Origin of the sequence: Cyclobacterium sp. 1_MG-2023 (assembly GCF_030546805.1) — a bacterium.
In the GTDB taxonomy this organism is placed as follows: Bacteria; Bacteroidota; Bacteroidia; order Cytophagales; family Cyclobacteriaceae; genus Cyclobacterium.
Map to the genome: position 1 here is coordinate 143,066 of NZ_JAUOPC010000001.1, position 19,944 is coordinate 163,009.

Below are 19,944 nucleotides of genomic sequence, written 5' to 3' on the forward strand. Positions count from 1 at the left end.
TTAGATAGCCTAGTTTTTCAACCGTTTATTTAGGTCGGCTTTGAGTTGATTTCTTGCTTCTTTGAAATCAATATACACTGTCAATTGCTCCAGAGAGATCACATTATAATTGTGTTGCTTTAAGAATTCCAAAAACCTTTTAAACATTTCAGGTGGGGTATTTACCCAAGGGTGTTCCAAGTCCGGTACACCGTGAATTGTAAGGACCACTATATTTCCATCCTTTGCCTGCTTTAGGGCTTCCATTATTTTCTTTTCATTTCCGGGCTCAGTAGCCCAACTTGGGATTAAATAAGGGTGGTCCTCTAATGGCTTGTATACCCTTTCTCCTCCGGCTCTGGCCAATAAATAATTTTTCTTGGCCAAAACTTCCAGTACAGTTTCACTCATGGAATAACCCGGGTAAGCAAAGCCTACGGGCACTTTTATCCCCAAGGAATCGCATTTTTCTTCTATATAGTTGATCTCTTGTAGAATCTTTTCTTCAGATAATTTCCCTACAGGTGCATGGTTTTGCGTATGATTGGCCACCTCAAAACCCATCCTATCCAATTGTTGAATCTGTCGCCAATTCATATAAAGTGTACTGTCAGAAAAATTAGGAGGAAATTCACAAACAAAGAAGGTTCCTCCAAAACCATATTCCAACAATAAAGGTGCTACGTTGGAATAATGGCTGGCTACCCCATCATCAAAGGTCAAGACCAAAGTTTTGTCCGGAATCGGTTGCTTCAAAACTTGGCTAATACCGGGCAAGCAAGCCAAAAGCAGGAGCAAGGACAAGAAAACCTTTATCATATCAAATACTTTAATAGGGGCTGCTTTTCTAAGCTGCCCTTAATTTTTTTTGTAGCCCCTGTAAAAAATTCCTTAATACCTGATCCCTGCAAAGACGGTATTGGTGTTGATCGGGTTTTCTAAAAAAAGCACTTATTTCATGCTTGCTCATGTTCCTCCCAGCCAAAGCTAAAATTTCAATGATATCTTCAGTTTGTAGTTGGAGTGCGATTTTTATTTTCCGAATGATTTGATTGTTGGTAAGCCTACTTTCAGGCACCGGCTGTGGGCCTTCCTTTTTGCCTCTTTTATAATTAATCAAGCCATTTAAAAAGACGGCCAACTTAAAATCACTAATAGGCTTTGCTTCCGGGTCATCATCTCTTTTTAACCAATCGCTCACTTCCGCTCGGGTTACTTCAAGGTCAGCAAGGCTGAAAATTTTAATCATTTGGTCATCTCCGAAATCGAAGGTGTACCTTAAACTTCTTATCACATCATTGTTTTGCATAGGGCATAAAGATAAACAAAGGGGATGAAAAGGTTAAAATTTTCACAGTGAAAAGATATTTTATTTCCTAATCGATTATTAGTGGAGTAATTGATTCGGATTTTTTATCTTAAGCCTATGAAAGAGGAAAACTTCACCTTAATTACCGGAGCAAGTATGGGAATTGGTAAGGCATTTGCCATGGCTTGTGCTGCCAAAGGCATGAACCTTATTTTAGTGGCCTTACCTGACAATCTCCTAAATGAGCTGAAAAAGGATATTTTATCCCTTTACACTGTAAAAGTACACCTTTTTAACATCGACTTAACGGAAGATAATGCCATTCAAAAATTGTTTTCCTTTTGTCAGGAAAATAAATTTTCTATTCAAATGTTGATCAATAATGCCGGGATAGGAACGGGAGGGAAGTTTGAGAATATTGACTTGGTTAAACAGCTACAAATTATAAATCTGAACAATAATGTACTGGTTCGGATGTGTCATTATTTTCTGCCTCTACTCAAAAAACAAAAGAAAGCCTATATTTTGAATATGAGCAGCATGGAAGCCAATTTACCCTTACCTTATAAAGCAGTATATACCGGATCAAAAAATTTCGTATATGCCTTTAGTCTTGCCTTAAGAGAGGAGCTTAAAAATGGTCCGGTCAGTGTTTCTGTGGTTTGTCCCGGACCGGTGGTAACCAATGCTGAAGGCTTGCAAAGGATGGAGGCACATGGAAAACGGGCAAAATTGGTAGTGTTGATGCCTGATGAGGTGGCTGAGATAGGATTAAATGGTTTATTGAAAGGTAAAACCATTATAATACCCGGTAAAATCAATTGGCTACTGGTGAAAATATCCCGTATTTTTCCAACAGCCGTAAAGATGCGATTGCTTGAGCGCCTTTTTAGGGTATACAGTACCCATTAAGAAAAATTTCCAAAATAATCAGCAATTCCACATTGCTCACAACTTAAGGTCCAAAGCCGGTCAGCATCTGTAATAGAGTTGGCTTTATTGGAAGTGGCTTTTGGTTTGCATTTATCCCAGTATTTACCAGAAACACCTATTACGGAATTATCTGATGCCAGAAAGACAGAGGTTGCTGCACCTTGGGCAGGAGTTTTTCCGGTAAGTCTTCTTAGTTTCCACATCAATCCATGAAAGGAAAAGGTGTGCTTTAAGCCTATATCTGTTTTCACTAGGCCTGGCTGTACTGCATAAATAGAAATTTTTTTATCCGGTTTGAGCCGTTCAAAAGCTTTAGTAAAGAGTACATTGGCCAGCTTAGACTGTGCATAAGCCCGAAGGCCATGATAATTGTTAGTAAGATTGACATCCTCAAAATGAATTTTCCCATGAAAATGAGAGTCGGAACTAACCGTGATAATTCTTGGGTCATTTGCTTTTGCCAGCAGAGGTAATAATAAATGGCTTAAAAGAAAAGGAGCAAGGTGGTTGATGGCCCATTGTCGTTCTATTCCATCTGCTGTTAATTGCATATCGGAATACCAACTACCGGCGTTGTTGATCAGCACATCCAATATAGGATAACGACTGAGGATATTTTTGGCTAGGGTCTTAATATCCGCTTGAGAACTTAAGTCGGCAATGGCATAATCCAAGTCAGCCTTGGCCTGATCTGCCTGAATTTTTTCCATGGCCATTAGGGCTTTTTCTTTGGTTCTGCAAACTAAGATTACTTTAAAACCCTTTGCAGAAAGTGCTTTGGCGGTTTCAAATCCTATGCCTGCATTGGCCCCTGTGATTAGGCAAATTTTATTTTTCATCTCGATTTCATTAAGCTTCAATTTTCTTTAATGTCATCATTAACCATTAAAAACAAGTGGTTTAACGTATAGTAAATCAGTTGGATAAGAATAGTTAAATTAAGTTTAACTTTACTGACTCTTGTTTAGCTTTTCTTTTGCTTCCTTAATTACAGGGTAAAGATCGTAGGTGGGGTAGAACTCAGTTGAGAAGGCGCCCCATACACTTTGTTCCACCGCAATATTGAGGTTCCTTAGTTCACTGGCCGGTAATTTGAGGGTTACCACTTGACCTATTCCCATCATTACATACCAATTGATAACCCGAGCAGAAGCTGGTGGGAATTTTTCTAAAAATCCATTTTTGTTTCGGATCTCTCTTAACTCTTCAATGTTTTTATCCTGGTGGTGTTTCATCATGATGGTAATCATAATGCTATCTGAAGGAGTAGAAAGGGTATCGGTTTGTCCTTGACTAAAACCAGGCATCAAAAGATAGAGCATACCCAGAAAAATACCCCATTTAAATTTTGTATTGAAGATCTCCATTTTTTGCTGTTCTTAAAATTGGTTCGTATGAGCCAATTTAGTTAAATACCATGGGAATACGAATTAAATTATTGTGGAAATTGGTGCCAAAGGATCTTAAAAATGGGCATAAAGAATGTGCCATTTGTTCTTAGTTATAACGAGTCATAGTAAACCACCCAAAATAGAATGGTTAATAGCTAACCGTATTTCTGAACTTATGCCAATTCTATTTTATCTATAGCACTATTTAAAAGTTCTTTTGGGATAATTCATATTTTAAAAATATCCCGTCGTACTTAATCGTTCCATAGTTTGATGATTCATAAATGGTATCTACATTAAAAGCATCTTCAATATGAAAAGTAATTTTATCACAAACAAAAGATCCTGCATCAGTAGTAACCGTCACATTTTTATCAATGATTTCGTACTTTCCAACCTCATTGTTGTTATTCCCTTCCCAGATGGTCCCTATGGCAGGGTCATTTTTTCTGAAAATATTATTTATAGGGTCATCTGTAGCGGTATTCATCTGCGAAATATTTTCTCCACAGGCATACCAAAAGTTTTCAATTTGTTCATCAATTAGGTCTGAGTCAATCAATACCTTGAATTTCCCCGGTTCCAATGGTTCGGCTATTGTTACGGTCATCTCGGCATCGGCCATGAAAAATGATTCCAGTTGGTAGGTCCATTGATTTCCTTCTTCCATATAGGGAAAATGATCACTTCCCCCACACACTCCTTCATCAGGCTCATTATCATCTGAAATACAGGACAGGTTAAGGCTTGAAATTAAAATAATTGCCAAAAATGGCATTCCAATAATTGTACTTTTGAAACGCATAGTAAAAGTTCTAAATTAAAAATAGTCTAATAAAACCCAATATTAAAGATTTAATTTTCAAAATTTATAGCCAAGGGTGAAAAATATTTGTATTAGTTTTAAAACTATAGTCCATAGTAACTAAAGTTTTGGATCAATGAGATTAGATGATTAAGAAGCAGAGTGGATTTAGGACATTTCCTTTAATTTGGAATGCCTCGGCGTTTACTGTTCTGACTAAGGGTTAACCTATTTGAATTATAGTCATTCATTGTCCTTTTGTTAATTACAAAGGGTATATTAGGTAAGGTTATGGAATCTTGACCTTTTATTTAAGGAGGGTTAGATAGCATTTCCTACTTTGAAAAGTAAATGACTTTAAGGCATTTTTATTGAATTTAGCGCCGTAATGATTTAAATTTTAAGCTGGGAAAATGAAAAACTAAGGTGAAATTGGTCAGGAGCAATTATCACAAACGCCTTGATAAACCATGCTAACACTTAGTGCTTTAAACCCTGTTGGGATGTTGGCCTGTGGGATTTTGGATTGGGTAAGGCAAAAAGTCTCATTGCATTTAATGCAATGGAAATGAGTGTGTTGATCTTTGGGCTCGCAGGCACAGCCTTCTTCACATAATGCATATTTAACAGCTCCGGTGCCATCTTCAATACTATGAATCAGTTTTTTCTTTTCAAAGGTTTTTAAGGTTCGGTATAAGGTGGCTTTGTCTGCCCGATCAAATTTGCTTTCAAGATCATTGAGGCTAACTGCTACCGTTGATTCCACCAATTTCTTTAATACCAATAATCTCATGGTAGTTGGTTTGATGCTTTTTTCTTCGAGTTTTATTTCCAATTCAGGCCCCATAAATATTTTGGCTTTTGATCTTATTCGATCAGGCATTTACCTGGTAATAAAAGCTGATCTCTTCACAAATAGTTCCACTTAAAAATTCATGAATTTAATCATTTTTTATTGTGGTGATGGATTACTTCCTCCTATAAAAACCTTTAAAAATATTCTAAAACCTATCTTCCTTTTAATGGACAATAAATAGGGAATTATTCTTAAATTTAGTTTGGAATGCATAATGAACAAATTCATTTGAAGCCATACTAAAGCTAGCCATTCCTTCACCGGGAAAGTAAACCAAAATTTAATGAAAGTTACGTTTAAAAATCAAATCAAGAGTATAGGTGAGTTGAGAGAGGTGATGGGATTTCCTAGGGAGATGGTGCAAAAAAAGTCCATCAATTTCATTGATGAACATTGTAAAGACTTTATTGCCAAATCTCCCATGTTGTTTATTAGCACAGCCAATGAAAACGGCAGTTGTGATGTTTCTCCTAGAGGTGATCCCGCCGGTTTTGTAGGTGTGTTGGATGAGCAATACCTTGTTTTACCGGAGCGTCCAGGTAATAAACGTTGTGATTCCTTGGTAAACATACTTTCCAATCCCCATATTGGATTGATATTTATCATTCCGGGATTAAAGGAAACATTGCGGGTCAATGGCAAGGCCATTTTAAGCCGTGACAAAGACCTATTGAATAAATATGAAGTTAATGGCAAATGTCCGGAGGTAGGAATTATTGTAGAAGTCGAAGAATGCTTCATTCATTGTGCAAAAGCTTTTTTAAGGTCTAAATTATGGCAAGCAGAAACTTGGCCGGAGAAAGAACAGCTCCCAAAGGTGGCGAAAGTTTTGGCTGATCATATCAATAGCTCAAATTTTTCTAAGGATGAAATACAAACCGTATTGGAAGAGAGCTATAAAAAAAGATTGTATTGATAAGAATCAAAAAACTTACTTTAAGTTAAAGAGTAGGCCTTATATTGTCAATTAAGATGATTTGACCGCCTTTCTATATTAATGTAACGATTTATCTAATTCATGAACAGAAGAAAATTTTTGAATCAATTTGGAGCAGGGGCTTTTCTAACCGGTCTCCCTTTTACTACATTGTCTTTTAAAGCCAATGCCACGAATAAGACAAAAAACCAAACATTGCGTTTCGGATTGGTGGCTGATGTGCATAAAGATTTAATTCCTGATGCAAACCAACGACTGGAAACGTTTATAGAGAAGTCCATTGACAAAGAAGTGGATATGGTTGTTCAGTTGGGTGACTTTTGTATGGGGGACAATAAAAACAAAGATTTTATGGGCATCTGGGACACTTTCAAAGGTCCAAAATACCATGTGCTTGGGAATCATGATATGGATCGAAATTCTAAGGAAGAAATGTTGGATTTTTGGGGTATGCCTAAAACCTATTATTCCTATGACATAAAAGGAATCCATTTTATTGTATTAGACGCCAATTTTTTATACCAAGATGGGGAGTTCATCGATTATAAAAATGCCAATTTTTATGTGGATAGTTCCATGCGAACTTTCATTGATAACGAACAGATCGAATGGTTTGAGGCCGACCTAAAAGCTACAAAACTACCCACAATTGTACTTTCTCATCAAAGTCTATGGCACCATCAATGGGGGGTAAATAATCGTTTGCGACTTCAGGAAATTATGGAAGCACAGGCTGAGAAAGTTATCTGTTGCTTCAATGGGCATAATCATATCGATTTTCACCGCCACCTGAACGGGATAGATTATATTGAAATCAATAGCATGTCTTATCAATGGATAGGAGAAAAATATACTAGTTTGGATAGATTTCCCAAAGAAGCGTACGAAAAGTATCCAAATCTACCACATATTGCTGCTTATGAAAACCCATTGTATGCCTTTGTTACGGTGGATCTTTCAGGTAAATTAATTGTGGAAGGAGTAAGGAGTACATGGATGAAACCATCTCCCTATGATTTGGGAATGCCTGAAGACCTTTACGGAAGTATAGCTACACCAGAAATATCGGACTATAAGGTAAAGTTTTAACTTGAAATAGGCAATCAATTTTTTATTACCTATTGCGATTAATCTTTTTGAATAATGATCTATTTGGGCTGATAAAAGTTAGAGAATCTTAATTAATAATCCCATCTTACTCTTTTATTCAATACAGAAATTCTCATAAATTAAATGAAGATTAATTATTCCGAATTTTAAAGCCCCAAGGGGGCGAAATAACCTAGCCAAGGGTGTCAGCCCTTGGTGAAAAAATGATGAGCACTACATGATTTTGGCGGTATTGTTGCTTTTATTCTGCAACAATGCTGACAAAATCTTAAGATTTAAAAGTTAATGGCGGGGTCTTAGCATTCGGCTTAATAACCCGAAAAAAAATGACAATCGTTTTTAGAATAATATGGTGACAAATCTTAGCTGAAAGCCCCTTAATTTGCCACCATTGTATTTTTTATCTTGCGTAGATATTTAATTTTCGCATGCTCCAAGGCTTGTCAGCATCTTCTAAATTCTCAATTTTTAGGAATTTGGCTTTCGTGTTGTTTGACCAAGAAATGGTTATGGCACCATTTTCACCGGTTCGCTCAGCTACTTCCGTCCATTGATTGCCATCATTAGAAATGGATACCTTGTATTTTCTAGGGTATTGATCATTGCCTGTTTCAAAGAATATTTCTGTAAGTGCAACTGCTTGAGGTAACGCTACTTGAAACCAGCTGCCATTCTTTTGGTTTCCATCCGTTTTCCAACCTTTAAAACCAAATACATAAGCCGGGTCTCTAGTGGATCCCACTCCTTGTAATGAAGTACTGCTGGCAGTTACCTTCCAGTTGTCCTGTGGGGCAAGTGCTTTTGGTACTTCAGCAAGCAATGCATCGTATTGGTAATTTCCATCCTTTTGTTCGGTTTCTTTACGGATTTTTGCTACATATTCGGGAGTTACAAAGCTTCCTGAATTTCCGAATTCATTTCTAATATAAGAGGCTACGGAAGCGATATATTGGTCATCATTGCTACTCATGGCAATCATTACACCTTCGTATTCTTTGCCTTCTATGGCACCGGTTAAGCCATGAAGAAGGGTTTTTACGATGTATTCCGGGTGGCCTTGAATTCGTGGAGAACCTGAGAAGGCCGGAGCAATCAATTGTCCGCCGGCTGCACCTGTAGGTGTTCCAAGTCCTTTGACTCCATGGCAAGTGGCACAGTAACTATCAAATATCGTTTTCCCTTGGTTAAACAAAACAAGTTCTTCAGGTGAGTATTGCGTTTCTGCCAATTTTTTGGCTTCATCAATTTTTTCTAATAGTTGTTTGGTTACCAATTGTACACCCTTGGCAGGGTTTGATGCTTCCAATTTTTTTAACAAGTCCTCATAATCGGTGATTTTTAAAAAATAAGCACTTTGCAGAGCCTGAATGACTACAGATGGATCAGCATCTGCTGTCATTTCTATATATGATTTTTCGAGACTTTTCTCTCCATATTTGTACAAGGTTTCACCTGCCCTCAAGCCTTGGATTCGGATATTTACACTTTTATCTGCTAGGAAATCCAACACCAATTCTTTTTTAAGAAGACCTAAACCTTCCAAAGTCCACAGCGCATGAATTCTAGCCAGTTCATTGTCTGAACTTTGAGCCATTTTCACCAAGTCTGCCGCTATTGACTGGTCTTGTCGCAGAATTAGGAGTTGTTGGGCTTTGTCTCTCCACCAGCCATTGGGATGTTCCAAATGCTTGACAAGTGCTGCTGCACTTTCCTCAAACATTTTCGGCTGGGTTTTGTCTCTTTCCATTCCCTCATAAGATACCCGCCATATTCTTCCGTTTTCAATTACATCATCCATTTGGTACTGAAGAATTTTGGTGCGCAAGTAGCTTCCTTCTTGCGTCCAGTTTCCTTCCTGAATAATACCGCGATACATGTCTACAATATACATGGTACCATCAGGGGCTGTAGCCATATCTGTAGGTCTGAAATAAGGGTCTGTGGATTGTATAAACTCAGACTTTATGTCTAAGTATTGGTTTTGAATAGAGGTAATTCCTTCCTTTTTCTCTGAATAAACCTGCCTAACTATTCTGCCTACAGGTTCCCCATAAAAATATTGATTTACCAACGCTTTGGGTAATCTGTCACCCCTAAAGACATCATTTCCCGCCGAACCAGTAACATTATTTAATGAGCCATCCGGTTTTGTTTCTCTCATTCCCGGCTCAAAATCAGCTAATCTTACCAAACTGAAAGGAACCCTAAAATCCTTTTGAAATTGTTCTTCTACAGCGTAGTTGCCATAAACGATTGGGAAGTTAAAATTTCTAGGTACACCACCTGCACCATCTTGAAACCATACTTGTCCATAGTTATCCTGGGTCACACCCCATTGCCCATAGGGGTTTCCCGTAGGTTCTTGAATTACCCCATCAGGTGTCCAACGGATTCTTTTGGAGTTATAAGTACTGTACATCCAATTGTCCATGGCCCAAGTAAGGAAACTGGTTTGGTGTTCTACATTGCCAGACCTGCCCAGTCCGGTAGCAAACAGTTCTTTTTTGTCTGCTTTGCCGTCATTGTCAGTATCTGTGTATTTGTACACATTGTCTTCATTGGACTCCATGGATAAGATGGTACCCGGCCCAAAGGGGACAACAAACCTCGGGAAAACCAAGCTGTCTAAAAAGACCACCCCATCTTCATAAATACCATCATTGTCTTTGTCTTCCCATCTGGAAATTTGACTGGTGGGCAATAATTCACCAACTGCATCTATGTCTTGCATATAACTCCTTAATTCGAGTACATACATCCTTCCATTCCCATCAAACTGTATGGCTGCAGGTTCTTTGATCAGGGGTTCTGTTAGGATGGGTGTCATGGAATAACCCGGCTGTAAAACAAAAGTCTTTTGTTCATCAGAAGCTGATAGAGGGTTCAATGGAGCAATTGGACTAAGGTCAATACCATTCCATCTGGGAGAAGTTAGGTCTGCAGATTCAGGTATAGGCACCTCCGGAAAGGGAGCTTCCATCCGTTTCGGATCCATTCTTTCTAAGGGTGAGATTTCTGTATAAGGCCTTTCTTGTTTGCAGCTGGATAGGAGTGCAGCAGCAACCAATAGGTATTGGAATGATTTTCCGGAAAAGTGCATTAAAATTAAATTTGCTACACTTACTTAAAAGTGTATAGGTTCTGATGATAAGCTTATTTAATCAAAGAACATATGGTTTTGATTAAAATTTAGAGCGACAAAGTATACTATTTTTTTAAATAAATAGGGGTTTAAAAAATTATTTTTCACCGTTTTTTTCTTACTGGTAATTATTTCTTTTAAATTATGCCAAATTAAGCGGATTAGTACCCTTCATTTGGGGCATTGAAGGCTTAAGGTTTGCCCCATAGGGTCAATGTTTTGATTTACTAAATCGGGCCCGGAATTTACCTTTTCCTAATTTATCGACTGAAAGTTTTTATATAGTAGAAATGAAAAAGTTCTTATCTATAGTGTCTTCATTGGCAATATTTGCCTCTTGTGCGGAGAAGAATTCTAATTATTCATTGGAGGATTATCAATCGGTCAAAAAGACCGACATCCATATCCATATCACGGCAGACAGACCTACTTTTGTGGAAAAAGCCAAAGCGGATAACTTTCACTTATTAGATGTTGCACTAGAGATTAATAAAGGCTGGGAGGATGTTTACTTTAAGTACAATCATGGCAAGAACCAACAAGAACAAAACCCGGAAACAGTAGATTTGGTTACTGCCTTTGCGGTCTCGGACTGGGATGATCCTGCTTGGGAGAGTAGGGTAATTTCATGGCTTGACAGTTGTTTTAATGAAGGAGCAGTGGGAGTGAAGGTCTGGAAAAACATAGGCATGGTTTCAAGGGATTCTGCCGGTAATCTAATTACAATCGATGATGAGAAATTTGATCCTATAATTGACCACATACAGCAAAGTGGAAAGACATTGTTGGGGCATTTGGGAGAACCAAAAAATTGCTGGCTTCCTTTGGAGGAAATGACAACCAATAATGACAGAACCTATTTTGAGAAACACCCGGAATACCATATGTACAAACACCCTGAAATGCCTTCCCACGAGGAAATTATTGCCAGTAGGGATAAGATGCTTGAAAAACACCCTGATTTAAGGTTTGTTGGGGCTCATATGGGAAGTCTTGAATACAGTGTAGACTCTTTGGCGGCAAGATTTGAAAAATTTCCCAATATGGGTATAGGCCTTGCGGCAAGAATGGGGCAAGTATTTTATCAAACAGTTGAAAATAGAGAAAAAGTCAGGGACTTCTTTATCAAATACCAGGACAGGATCATGTATGGAACAGACTTGGCAGACAATGGAACAATCACCAAAGAAGAGCTGGTCAACCGAATGGAAGATACTTGGAAAAGGGATTGGGAATATTTTGCCACTGACAACATGATGGAAAGTGACTTAATTAATTCACCATTTCAAGGCATTCAATTGCCAAAAGAAGTTATTGACAAGATTTATTATAAAAATGCCAATACCTGGTTTGCCTTAAAACCATAATTATTTATAACCCAATGTAGATGGTATAGGATTGGAAAATATTAAAGTAAAGTTCATTCACCATCTTTTAACCTTGATCACCTATTAATTTAATGGAATTTGTATACAATTTACTCAGTGAAATAACAGGATTTTTAGGAATCGACAGATTGATGGAGATTTTAAGCTCCGGGGACTATGCAGCCTTTAAAACCTACGACGGTATCACTTCTTTGATCTTTCCTATTATTCCTTTACTGGTCTTGTTGGAATTGGCTTTAAGTTTGATTTATAAAAAACCCCAAACAAAGGTTTATAAAGTCAATTTCCTGATTTATGTTTTCAATAGGGTTGTCGGTAGGTTTATCGCCATTGCCATGGTGGTATTACTCATAGGCTTGTTAGAACCCTACGCGATTTTCCATGCGGAACTTACCTGGTATTGGTTTATTTATGGCTATATAGTTTGGGAGTTTGCACATTTTCTTTACCATTATTGGGGTCACAAAGTCCGGTTGTTTTGGTGCCTTCATTCTACACATCATGCACCGGAGGACATGAACCTTTCAGTTACTTATGCGCATTTCTTTCTTGAAGCACCTTATGCTGACACGATACGTACTTCAGTGTGTATACTCATGGGTGTTCCACCTGAAATGTTGTTTGCAATTATGTTAATAGATGGAACTTATGGTGCTTTTATTCATGTAGGTGAAAATTTGATGAAGGACGGGAGAATGGGATTTCTCAACAAGTTAATCCTTACCCCATCCCACCACAGGGTGCATCATGCTAAAAATCCGCTATACATGGACACGAATTTCTGTAATCTATTGCTTATATGGGACAAAATTTTTGGCACTTTTCAGGATGAGGACGAAAATGTTGAAATTGAATATGGGATTACCCGGGAAATGGATTCGGGGAATTTTATGGACGTCTATTTTGGCGAATTTATAGCCCTTTACAAGGATATTATTAATGCTCCCGGCTGGAAAAACAAGTTATTGTACATGGTCAAACCTCCGGGATGGCATCATTCTGGCGAATACCAATTGGCTAGCAAGTTGAGGGCTGATTATTTACAATCGCAGGTGGCTGAAAAAAAGTTGACCAACAGTGACTCTCAACTAAAGGACAAGCATTCTGCCTGATAAGTTATACCTTGTACAAACCTAGCATAGCATTATTTTTGGATGGGATAATATCCTTAAAAACCCAAAAAGGAATGATACGTTGTACTTATGAGATCCTATAGGGTCATAAATTGCCCCTGATTTTTAAGCATTCTAAAGATTGCTTTATATCATAATTAACAAAGAAATTTTAATTTAACCTATACTATTTTGAAAGCAACAGTTTATAAAGGGAATGGCACTTTTTCTGTAATCGATAAAAATATGGAAGCCCCCAAAGCGGATGAAGTACGCATAAAGGTAGCTTACACCGGTGTTTGTGGTACCGATGTGCATATTTATCATGGCATGATGGACAAGCGGGTGGCTATGCCACAAACCATAGGGCACGAAATGTCAGGGACCATAGATGCCGTTGGCGAAAATGTCAGTGAATACTCAATAGGTGAAAAAGTAGTTGTTAGGCCTTTGGATGACAGGTTAGTAAAACCATCTGATAAAGGCTATAACCATATCTGTGCAGAACTTAAGTTTATAGGCATTGACAGTCCGGGATCCATGCAGCAATATTGGAATGTTCCGGCATTTGTATTACACAAGCTGAAACCTGAAACTGACTTGAAATTAGCGGCCCTAATTGAACCATTGTCAGTGGCTGTGCATGATGTGAAAATGAGTGGTTTGGTACCTGGAGAAACTGCCGTAGTGCTAGGTGGTGGGCCAATAGGTTTATTGGTGGCTTTGGTCGCTAAGAATACCGGTGCAAATGTGATTATCTCTGAGGTCAATGAGACCAGAATAAAAAAAGCGGCTGAATTTGGACTGCAGGCAGTGAATCCAACCAAAACGGATATTGTTGAATTGGTGCGGGAGCAAACAGAAGGTAAACTGGCAGATGTGGTTTTTGAAGTAGCAGGTGTGCAGCCTGCATTAGATGTTATGACCGAATTGGCAGGGATACGAGGAAGAATTGTAATGGTGGCCATTCACGGGGAGAAGAAACCGGTAGACCTTTTCAAGTTCTTTTGGAAAGAGTTGAAGCTAATAGGGGCAAGGGTGTATGAAAAGGAAGATTACGAGAAAGCCATTGCGCTGATTACTGCCAATGAACTTCCTTTTGAAAAAATGATTACCGATGTGCAACCTTTGAGCAATATCCAGCAGGTTTTTGAGTCCATCGATAAAAACCCTTCAGGTTTGAAAGTATTAATGGATTGCCAGCTATAAAATAAAATTCAACATTATCTTCCATCTTTCTTGCTCAAATATCCAGGATTTAATTGGTAGCCATGGGTTTTACCCCATAGACAGAGGAAAAAAACCAGACCTTGATTTTGGCGGTATTGTTGCTTTTTTTAGACAACAATACTGACAAAATCATAACGCCTACTTATTACTGGGGTTGGGGATTATTTCATTAGACCTCACCAAGCCCCAACGGGGCGTCATATCATAGCCAAGGGTGAAAGCCCTTGGTATAAAAGAATAAGCACAGCTAAATTTTGGCGGTATTGTTGCTTTTTTCTGCAACAATGTTGACAAAATTACAAGGATTACTTATTACTGGGGTTGGGGATTATTTCATTAGACCTCACCAAGCCCCAACGGGGCGCCATATCACAGCCAAGGGTGAAAGCCCTTGGTATAAAAGAATATTCACAGCTAGATTTTGGCGATATTGTTGCTTTTTTCTGCAACAATGTTGATAAAATTACAAGGATTATTTATTACTGGGGTTGGGGGTTATTTCATTAGACCTCACCAAGCCCCAACGGGGCGTCATATCACAGCCAAGGGTGAAAGCCCTTGGTATAAAAGAATAAGCATATCTTGATTTTGGCGGTATTGTTGCTTTTTTTCTGCAACAATACTGACAAAATCATCACGAAATTACCTGTATTGAGGTATTAGAAATTTTAACATTTAAACAATTTGAAATGTCAGTATTGAATTCTTTCAGTTTAGAAGGTAAAACAGCTTTGGTAACCGGTTGCAAAAGAGGGATAGGCAAGGCCATGGCCATAGGCTTGGCAGAAGCAGGTGCGAATATCATTGGCGTAAGTGCCAGCCTCGAAACCTCAGGCAGTGCAGTGGAACAGGAAGTAAAAGCCTTGGGAAAGACCTTTAAAGGTTATGCCTGTGACTTTAGTGATAGAAAAGCACTTTATCGCTTTATCTCTGAGGTCAAACAAGATTTTCCTGTAATAGATATCCTTATCAACAATGCAGGCACCATTCTTAGAAAACCGGCTGCTGAGCACCCTGATGAAATGTGGGACAAAGTCATCGAAGTAAACCAAAATGCCCAATTTATCCTTACTAGGGAAATTGGTAAAGACATGGTGAACAGGGGAGCGGGTAAAATTGTATTTACTGCCTCCTTATTAACTTTTCAGGGAGGCATTACCGTACCCGGTTACGCGGCAAGTAAAGGGGCTATAGGACAGATGACCATGGCATTTGCCAATGAATGGGCAGGCAAAGGAGTGAATGTTAATGCCATTGCTCCAGGTTATATTGAAACAGACAATACAGAAGCACTTCGCAATGATCCGGAAAGATCGGCCAGTATTCTTGGAAGGATCCCTGCGGGCCGTTGGGGCAAGCCGGAAGACTTTGCCGGGCCTACCGTATTCTTATGTTCTGAGGCTGCATCTTATATGCATGGTACCACGATGTTGGTAGATGGCGGCTGGATGGGAAGGTAGTGAATAAAAATTCCTTTTGAATTGATATTTAAGTAAGAAAAGACTTGTTTACAGCACAAGTCTTTTTCTTTTTCTAGTAAAAATAGCTGCCCAACCTACCACCTAAAAAGTAAGGAAATAAGGCAATTCCTGATCTCTTATTTGATGGGCTTCTCCCATACCTACAAAATGTTGATTGGCAAAGAATTAGAAATTACTTAGGGTTGTAAGGCTGTTTTACCTTGGTGTCGGAAGTAATTTTAGTTCTTACCAAATCTAGGAGTAGTTGCAAAATACACTTGGTCTGGGGAATATATATGTTTTACCAATGAGGGTGGTTTTTCATGAAATTATCCACCGAAAATTTTCCAGATCCATAGATCAAAAATACAAACAGCAGTAGGAGTACCATCAGTGAAATCTCAAATTCAAGGTTATTAGAAACCGAAAAGAAACCTTGTTCAATGTTTACAAAGAAAACAGCGACCAATAATATGGGGATTTGAATGATTACAGCCAATCTTGTCAGCAAGCCCATTGCTATTAAAAGCCCCCCGACCAAATGAGCAAAGGAAACGTAATGGGCCAATGCCATATGGAAAAAACTGATATCAGCTTCTCGTATCAGGTTCATAAGAGCATCTGTATTGGAGATGAATAAAATACCCTTATAAAGAATAAATAATCCTAAGGCAACTCGAAAAAAATCGATCCACTTTGGATGATGTAAATCTGCCCAATGTTCTATTCTATGAATGGTGTCCATGGCACATTAAATTTTGGGTTCATAGGTGTATACGATTTTTTACCGGCAAATGTTTCTTTAAATCGAGTGATAATTCTATGGAGGTTTATTTCGAATTAATATCCCTTTTCGGGGTGAAAGTATGCAATCTATCACTTGGCGAGAATTTGATTAAATCGGTAATATTATGGGAAAACCTCGATATAATTCTAGATTTTTTTTTGACCAAATAAATAAGTGTAAATTAAAGCCGTACAATTTCAGTTTTATTTTAAATTAACAATTGGTACAGCCCTAAAATAATTAAATATGGAATTTAAATTACTTATCTATTGTGCTTTAAGTATTGTTTTATTTCAATCATGTCAGTCTACACCAGAATCTGAAAGCCAGGAAACTAACCCTAAAATTACCGTCAGCCCGGAGGAGATGGATAAATTGGGGATTACCAATGCGGAACATTTAAGTGCCGCCTCCAAGCGGGCACTGAACTGGCCGGATATAGGGAATGAATGGTTTATAGAATTCTCAAAATTACAGCCCTTAAAAGGAGATCTGGCCTATGAAGAAGGGGTGGTTCGGAGAGACCCAAGTGCCATGATTTTTGAAAATGGTAAATACTATGTTTGGTACTCCAAAAGTACCGGACCAACGGATGGGTTTGCCGGGGACATCGAAAAAGACAAAGTATTCCCTTGGGATAGATGTGATATCTGGTACGCGACTTCAGAAGATGGTTGGACCTGGAAGGAAGAAGGAATGGCAGTAGGCAGAGGGGAAAAAGGAACCTATGATGATCGTTCGGTATTCACTGTGGAGATCATGAAGCATGAGGATATGTATTACCTGACCTACCAAACAGTGAAATCTCCCTACAATGTGCGGGTAAAAAATCAAATTGGACTAGCCTGGTCTGATTCACCTGATGGCCCTTGGACCAAAAGTGAAGAACCTATATTGAGTCCGGCAGACAATGGCATTTGGAAAGGGGAAGAACAGGATAGGTTTGCTGTAGAGAAAAAAGGGGACTTTGACAGTCATAAAGTCCATGACCCATGCATTCTTCCCTATAAAGGCAAGTTTTACCTTTATTACAAAGGGGAACAAATGGGGGAGGAGATCACTTTTGGAGGTCGACAGATTCGACATGGAGTAGCAATTGCAGACCATCCCAAAGGACCCTATATTAAATCTCCTTACAACCCTATCAGTAATAGTGGACATGAGATATGTGTTTGGCCGTACAATGGTGGTATAGCTTCCCTTATCACTACAGATGGCCCGGAGAAAAACACCATTCAATGGGCCCCTGATGGTATCAACTTTGAAATTATGTCCTCCATCAAAGGAGCTCCTCATGCCATTGGCTTGAATCGCAGTGCGGATACAGAAAAAGAACCTACAGAAATTCTTCGATGGGGGCTGTCACATATTTACAATAACTCCGATTACCAAAGTATCATGCGTTTTTCTTCAGCCAGAAGAACTTCCCATAAAGCCAAGGGGGAATAATCGCACATAGAGGTACTGGATTTAACAGTTGTTAATAAAGATTTTTTATTTGGACTGCTATCTTTACCACTAGATTTATCCTTACTATTATCCCAAAACGAACTCACCATGTCAATTACTTCAAAAAGTGCCGTAGCCAAAGGGGACAGGACTTTTATTATTGCTCAGGTCAACCTGTCTGATCCTCAAGAAGACGAAGTCTTAATTAAAATAAAGGCTGCAGGACTTTGCCATACAGATTATGATTCACTCAATTGGGGAAAGCCGCTTGTGATGGGCCATGAAGGGGCAGGGATCGTAGAAAAAATTGGATCGGCTGTACAAGCGCTCAAAGTAGGGGATCAGGTGATTCTGAATTGGGCAACCCCTTGCATGCATTGTTTTCAATGTCAGGAGGGGAATCAGCACATTTGTGAGAACAATTCACCGGTTGTAGCCGGAGCAAATGGACATACCCCCGGGCATGCCAAGCTTGAGAGTAGCCAATGGAATGGAAAAAGCATTGAGCGCTCATTTAATCTTGGGACCCTAAGTGAGTATGCCCTTGTGAAAGAGGCGGCAGTGGTGAAAGTGGATGAGCCTGAACTTAATTTTTCGGCAGCAAGCATAGTGAGTTGCGGTGTAATGACAGGTTTTGGCTCTGTTGTCAATGCGGCAAAGCTAGAAGCAGGAAGTTCAGCGGTGGTCTTAGGTTGCGGGGGAGTTGGACTGAACGTGATCAACGCCTGTAAAATTTCAGGAGCGGCGAAAATTATCGCAGTAGACATTAGCCCTACCAAATTGGAACTGGCAAGAAAATTCGGTGCGACTGATACCATTTTAGCAGACAAGGAGGATATAGGTTTATTGTCGGCGGCTAATTAAGTAAAAGAATTATTAGGAGGTCGAGGTGCAGATTATTCTTTTGAGTGTACGGCCATTCCTGCCTTGGGTGCCGCACCTTTGGCCATGGTTAGGAATGCCGGGACAGCGGTGCAGGTGAGTGGAATTGAGGAAGAAATAAGCATTGACATGAGGCTATTTGAATGGGACAAAGTCTATATTAATCCTCTTTATGGGAAATGTAGACCTCAGATCGATTTTCCAAAAATCATGAAACTTTACAAAAAGGGTGATTTGATGTTGGATCAGATGATCACACGGGAATATCCGCTTGAGAATTTACAACAAGCATTTGACGACATGCTTGCAGGGAAAAACGCAAAAGGAGTTATTGTATTTAATTAATTTAGCCTATTCTATGAGTAGTTTCAGAACCAGTGAATTGTCAGACAAAGCTTTTGAGAAAGATGGTTTGCGCTTCCTCACTGTCAAAACACCAAACCTGAAAGGTAGGGGAGACATTTGTTTATTTATTCCTGATGGAACGGAGATACTTGCCGATCTGCCCATTTATATTTTACTCCATGGTGTTTATGGGAGTTCATGGGTTTGGGCAATGAAGGGCGGCGCTCATCAAACAGCCAAAAGGATGATGGCTTCCGGTGAAATTAAACCTGCTATTCTGGCCATGCCTTCAGATGGGCTCTGGGGAGATGGATCAGGTTATCTAGGGCATAATAACAGAGATTTTGAGCAATGGATCGTATCAGATGTGCCAAAAGCTGTTTATGAGAATATTCCCCCTGCAAGTGAGAAATCTCCACTTGGAATAGCTGGCTTATCTATGGGAGGTTATGGTGCTTTAAGGATGGGAGCTGAATATCCGGAAGTTTTCAAGGCCATCTCTGCACACAGTGCCATCACCAAATTTTCTGAGATGGAGGCTTTTGTTGAAGAGCCTTTGAATGCTTATGATTTAATGCATAAGAATAACGATGTGATTGATTCTATAAGAAAAAATCCCAAAACTATTCCTGCCTTACGCTTTGACTGTGGTAAAGGGGATGAGCTGATTGAAGGCAATCGCTTATTACATGCTCAATTACTGGAATTGGGTGTATCTCATGTTTATGAGGAATTTGAAGGAGCACATGAATGGCCTTATTGGCAGAGGCACTTGGAAAGCACCTTAAGATTTTTTGATCGAAACTGTGTGAATAAATAATAGAATTAA

The 19,944-nt window shown here is 38.9% G+C and carries 17 protein-coding genes and 1 pseudogene; 10 read left to right on the forward strand and 8 right to left on the reverse strand.

Features of this window, described 5'->3' with window-relative positions; genetic code table 11:
• Window positions 1-9: 9 nt before the first annotated feature.
• Together Q4534_RS00540 and Q4534_RS00545 are read right to left on the reverse strand one after the other, a co-directional pair.
• The gene (locus Q4534_RS00540) at window positions 10-798 is read right to left on the reverse strand and encodes a polysaccharide deacetylase family protein (protein ID WP_303611211.1); all 789 of its coding nucleotides are present in this window, start codon (window positions 796-798) and stop codon (window positions 10-12) included.
• A gap of 28 nt (window positions 799-826) precedes the next feature.
• Window positions 827-1,288, reverse strand: coding sequence for a DUF1456 family protein (locus Q4534_RS00545; RefSeq protein WP_303611212.1), 462 nt, complete (start codon window positions 1,286-1,288; stop codon window positions 827-829).
• 117 nt (window positions 1,289-1,405) lie between these two features.
• Between Q4534_RS00545 and Q4534_RS00550 the strand changes: the two genes are divergently transcribed.
• On the forward strand, window positions 1,406-2,200 hold the full coding sequence (locus Q4534_RS00550; RefSeq protein WP_303611213.1) for an SDR family oxidoreductase: 795 nt from the start codon (window positions 1,406-1,408) through the stop codon (window positions 2,198-2,200).
• On the opposite strand, the gene Q4534_RS00555 is transcribed toward Q4534_RS00550, so the two are convergent.
• The 4 genes from Q4534_RS00555 to Q4534_RS00570 all read right to left on the reverse strand — a co-directional run bounded on the left by Q4534_RS00555 (window position 2,197) and on the right by Q4534_RS00570 (window position 5,300).
• A complete protein-coding gene (locus Q4534_RS00555; protein WP_303611214.1) occupies window positions 2,197-3,060 on the reverse strand; it encodes an SDR family NAD(P)-dependent oxidoreductase in 864 nt (287 codons plus the stop codon). The genes Q4534_RS00550 and Q4534_RS00555 overlap by 4 nt on opposite strands.
• 111 nt (window positions 3,061-3,171) lie before the next feature.
• The gene (locus Q4534_RS00560; RefSeq protein WP_303611215.1) at window positions 3,172-3,588 is read right to left on the reverse strand and encodes a hypothetical protein; all 417 of its coding nucleotides are present in this window, start codon (window positions 3,586-3,588) and stop codon (window positions 3,172-3,174) included.
• A 229-nt stretch (window positions 3,589-3,817) separates the two neighbouring features.
• Window positions 3,818-4,417, reverse strand: coding sequence for a hypothetical protein (locus tag Q4534_RS00565; protein ID WP_303611216.1), 600 nt, complete (start codon window positions 4,415-4,417; stop codon window positions 3,818-3,820).
• Between the two features lie 436 nt (window positions 4,418-4,853).
• A complete protein-coding gene (locus Q4534_RS00570) occupies window positions 4,854-5,300 on the reverse strand; it encodes a Fur family transcriptional regulator (protein ID WP_407933564.1) in 447 nt (148 codons plus the stop codon).
• Window positions 5,301-5,556: 256 nt separating this feature from the next.
• On the opposite strand from Q4534_RS00570, the gene Q4534_RS00575 reads away from it, so the two are divergent.
• Entirely contained in the window at window positions 5,557-6,189 is a 633-nt protein-coding gene (locus Q4534_RS00575; RefSeq protein WP_303611217.1) for a pyridoxamine 5'-phosphate oxidase family protein, read from the forward strand.
• Window positions 6,190-6,291: 102 nt separating this feature from the next.
• Window positions 6,292-7,299, forward strand: a complete 1,008-nt coding sequence (locus Q4534_RS00580) for a metallophosphoesterase (RefSeq protein ID WP_303611218.1) — start codon at window positions 6,292-6,294, stop codon at window positions 7,297-7,299.
• Between the two features lie 421 nt (window positions 7,300-7,720).
• On the opposite strand, the gene Q4534_RS00585 is transcribed toward Q4534_RS00580, so the two are convergent.
• Window positions 7,721-10,420: a discoidin domain-containing protein gene (locus tag Q4534_RS00585; protein WP_303611219.1), complete on the reverse strand. Its 2,700-nt coding sequence runs from the start codon at window positions 10,418-10,420 to the stop codon at window positions 7,721-7,723.
• Between the two features lie 332 nt (window positions 10,421-10,752).
• On the opposite strand from Q4534_RS00585, the gene Q4534_RS00590 reads away from it, so the two are divergent.
• From Q4534_RS00590 to Q4534_RS00605, 4 genes are all read left to right on the forward strand, one after another.
• Entirely contained in the window at window positions 10,753-11,829 is a 1,077-nt protein-coding gene (locus Q4534_RS00590) for an amidohydrolase family protein (RefSeq protein WP_303611220.1), read from the forward strand.
• 92 nt (window positions 11,830-11,921) lie between these two features.
• Complete coding sequence (locus tag Q4534_RS00595; protein ID WP_303611221.1) at window positions 11,922-12,962, forward strand: sterol desaturase family protein; 1,041 nt, start codon at window positions 11,922-11,924, stop codon at window positions 12,960-12,962.
• 192 nt (window positions 12,963-13,154) lie between these two features.
• The gene (locus Q4534_RS00600) at window positions 13,155-14,171 is read left to right on the forward strand and encodes a zinc-binding dehydrogenase (RefSeq protein ID WP_303611222.1); all 1,017 of its coding nucleotides are present in this window, start codon (window positions 13,155-13,157) and stop codon (window positions 14,169-14,171) included.
• 710 nt (window positions 14,172-14,881) lie between these two features.
• On the forward strand, window positions 14,882-15,652 hold the full coding sequence (locus Q4534_RS00605) for an SDR family oxidoreductase (RefSeq protein WP_303611223.1): 771 nt from the start codon (window positions 14,882-14,884) through the stop codon (window positions 15,650-15,652).
• Window positions 15,653-15,953: 301 nt separating this feature from the next.
• Here the strand turns inward: Q4534_RS00605 and Q4534_RS00610 are convergent, their stop codons facing one another.
• Window positions 15,954-16,397 carry a DoxX family protein gene (locus Q4534_RS00610; RefSeq protein WP_303611224.1) on the reverse strand — a complete coding sequence of 148 codons (444 nt, stop codon included), beginning with the start codon at window positions 16,395-16,397 and terminating at the stop codon, window positions 15,954-15,956.
• A 288-nt stretch (window positions 16,398-16,685) separates the two neighbouring features.
• On the opposite strand from Q4534_RS00610, the gene Q4534_RS00615 reads away from it, so the two are divergent.
• The 3 genes and pseudogenes from Q4534_RS00615 to Q4534_RS00625 all read left to right on the forward strand — a co-directional run bounded on the left by Q4534_RS00615 (window position 16,686) and on the right by Q4534_RS00625 (window position 19,935).
• Window positions 16,686-17,888: a family 43 glycosylhydrolase gene (locus Q4534_RS00615; RefSeq protein ID WP_303611225.1), complete on the forward strand. Its 1,203-nt coding sequence runs from the start codon at window positions 16,686-16,688 to the stop codon at window positions 17,886-17,888.
• A gap of 108 nt (window positions 17,889-17,996) precedes the next feature.
• Window positions 17,997-19,115: pseudogene (locus Q4534_RS00620) on the forward strand (Zn-dependent alcohol dehydrogenase).
• Window positions 19,116-19,128: 13 nt separating this feature from the next.
• Window positions 19,129-19,935: an alpha/beta hydrolase family protein gene (locus Q4534_RS00625; RefSeq protein WP_303611226.1), complete on the forward strand. Its 807-nt coding sequence runs from the start codon at window positions 19,129-19,131 to the stop codon at window positions 19,933-19,935.
• The last annotated feature ends 9 nt before the right edge of the window (window positions 19,936-19,944 follow it).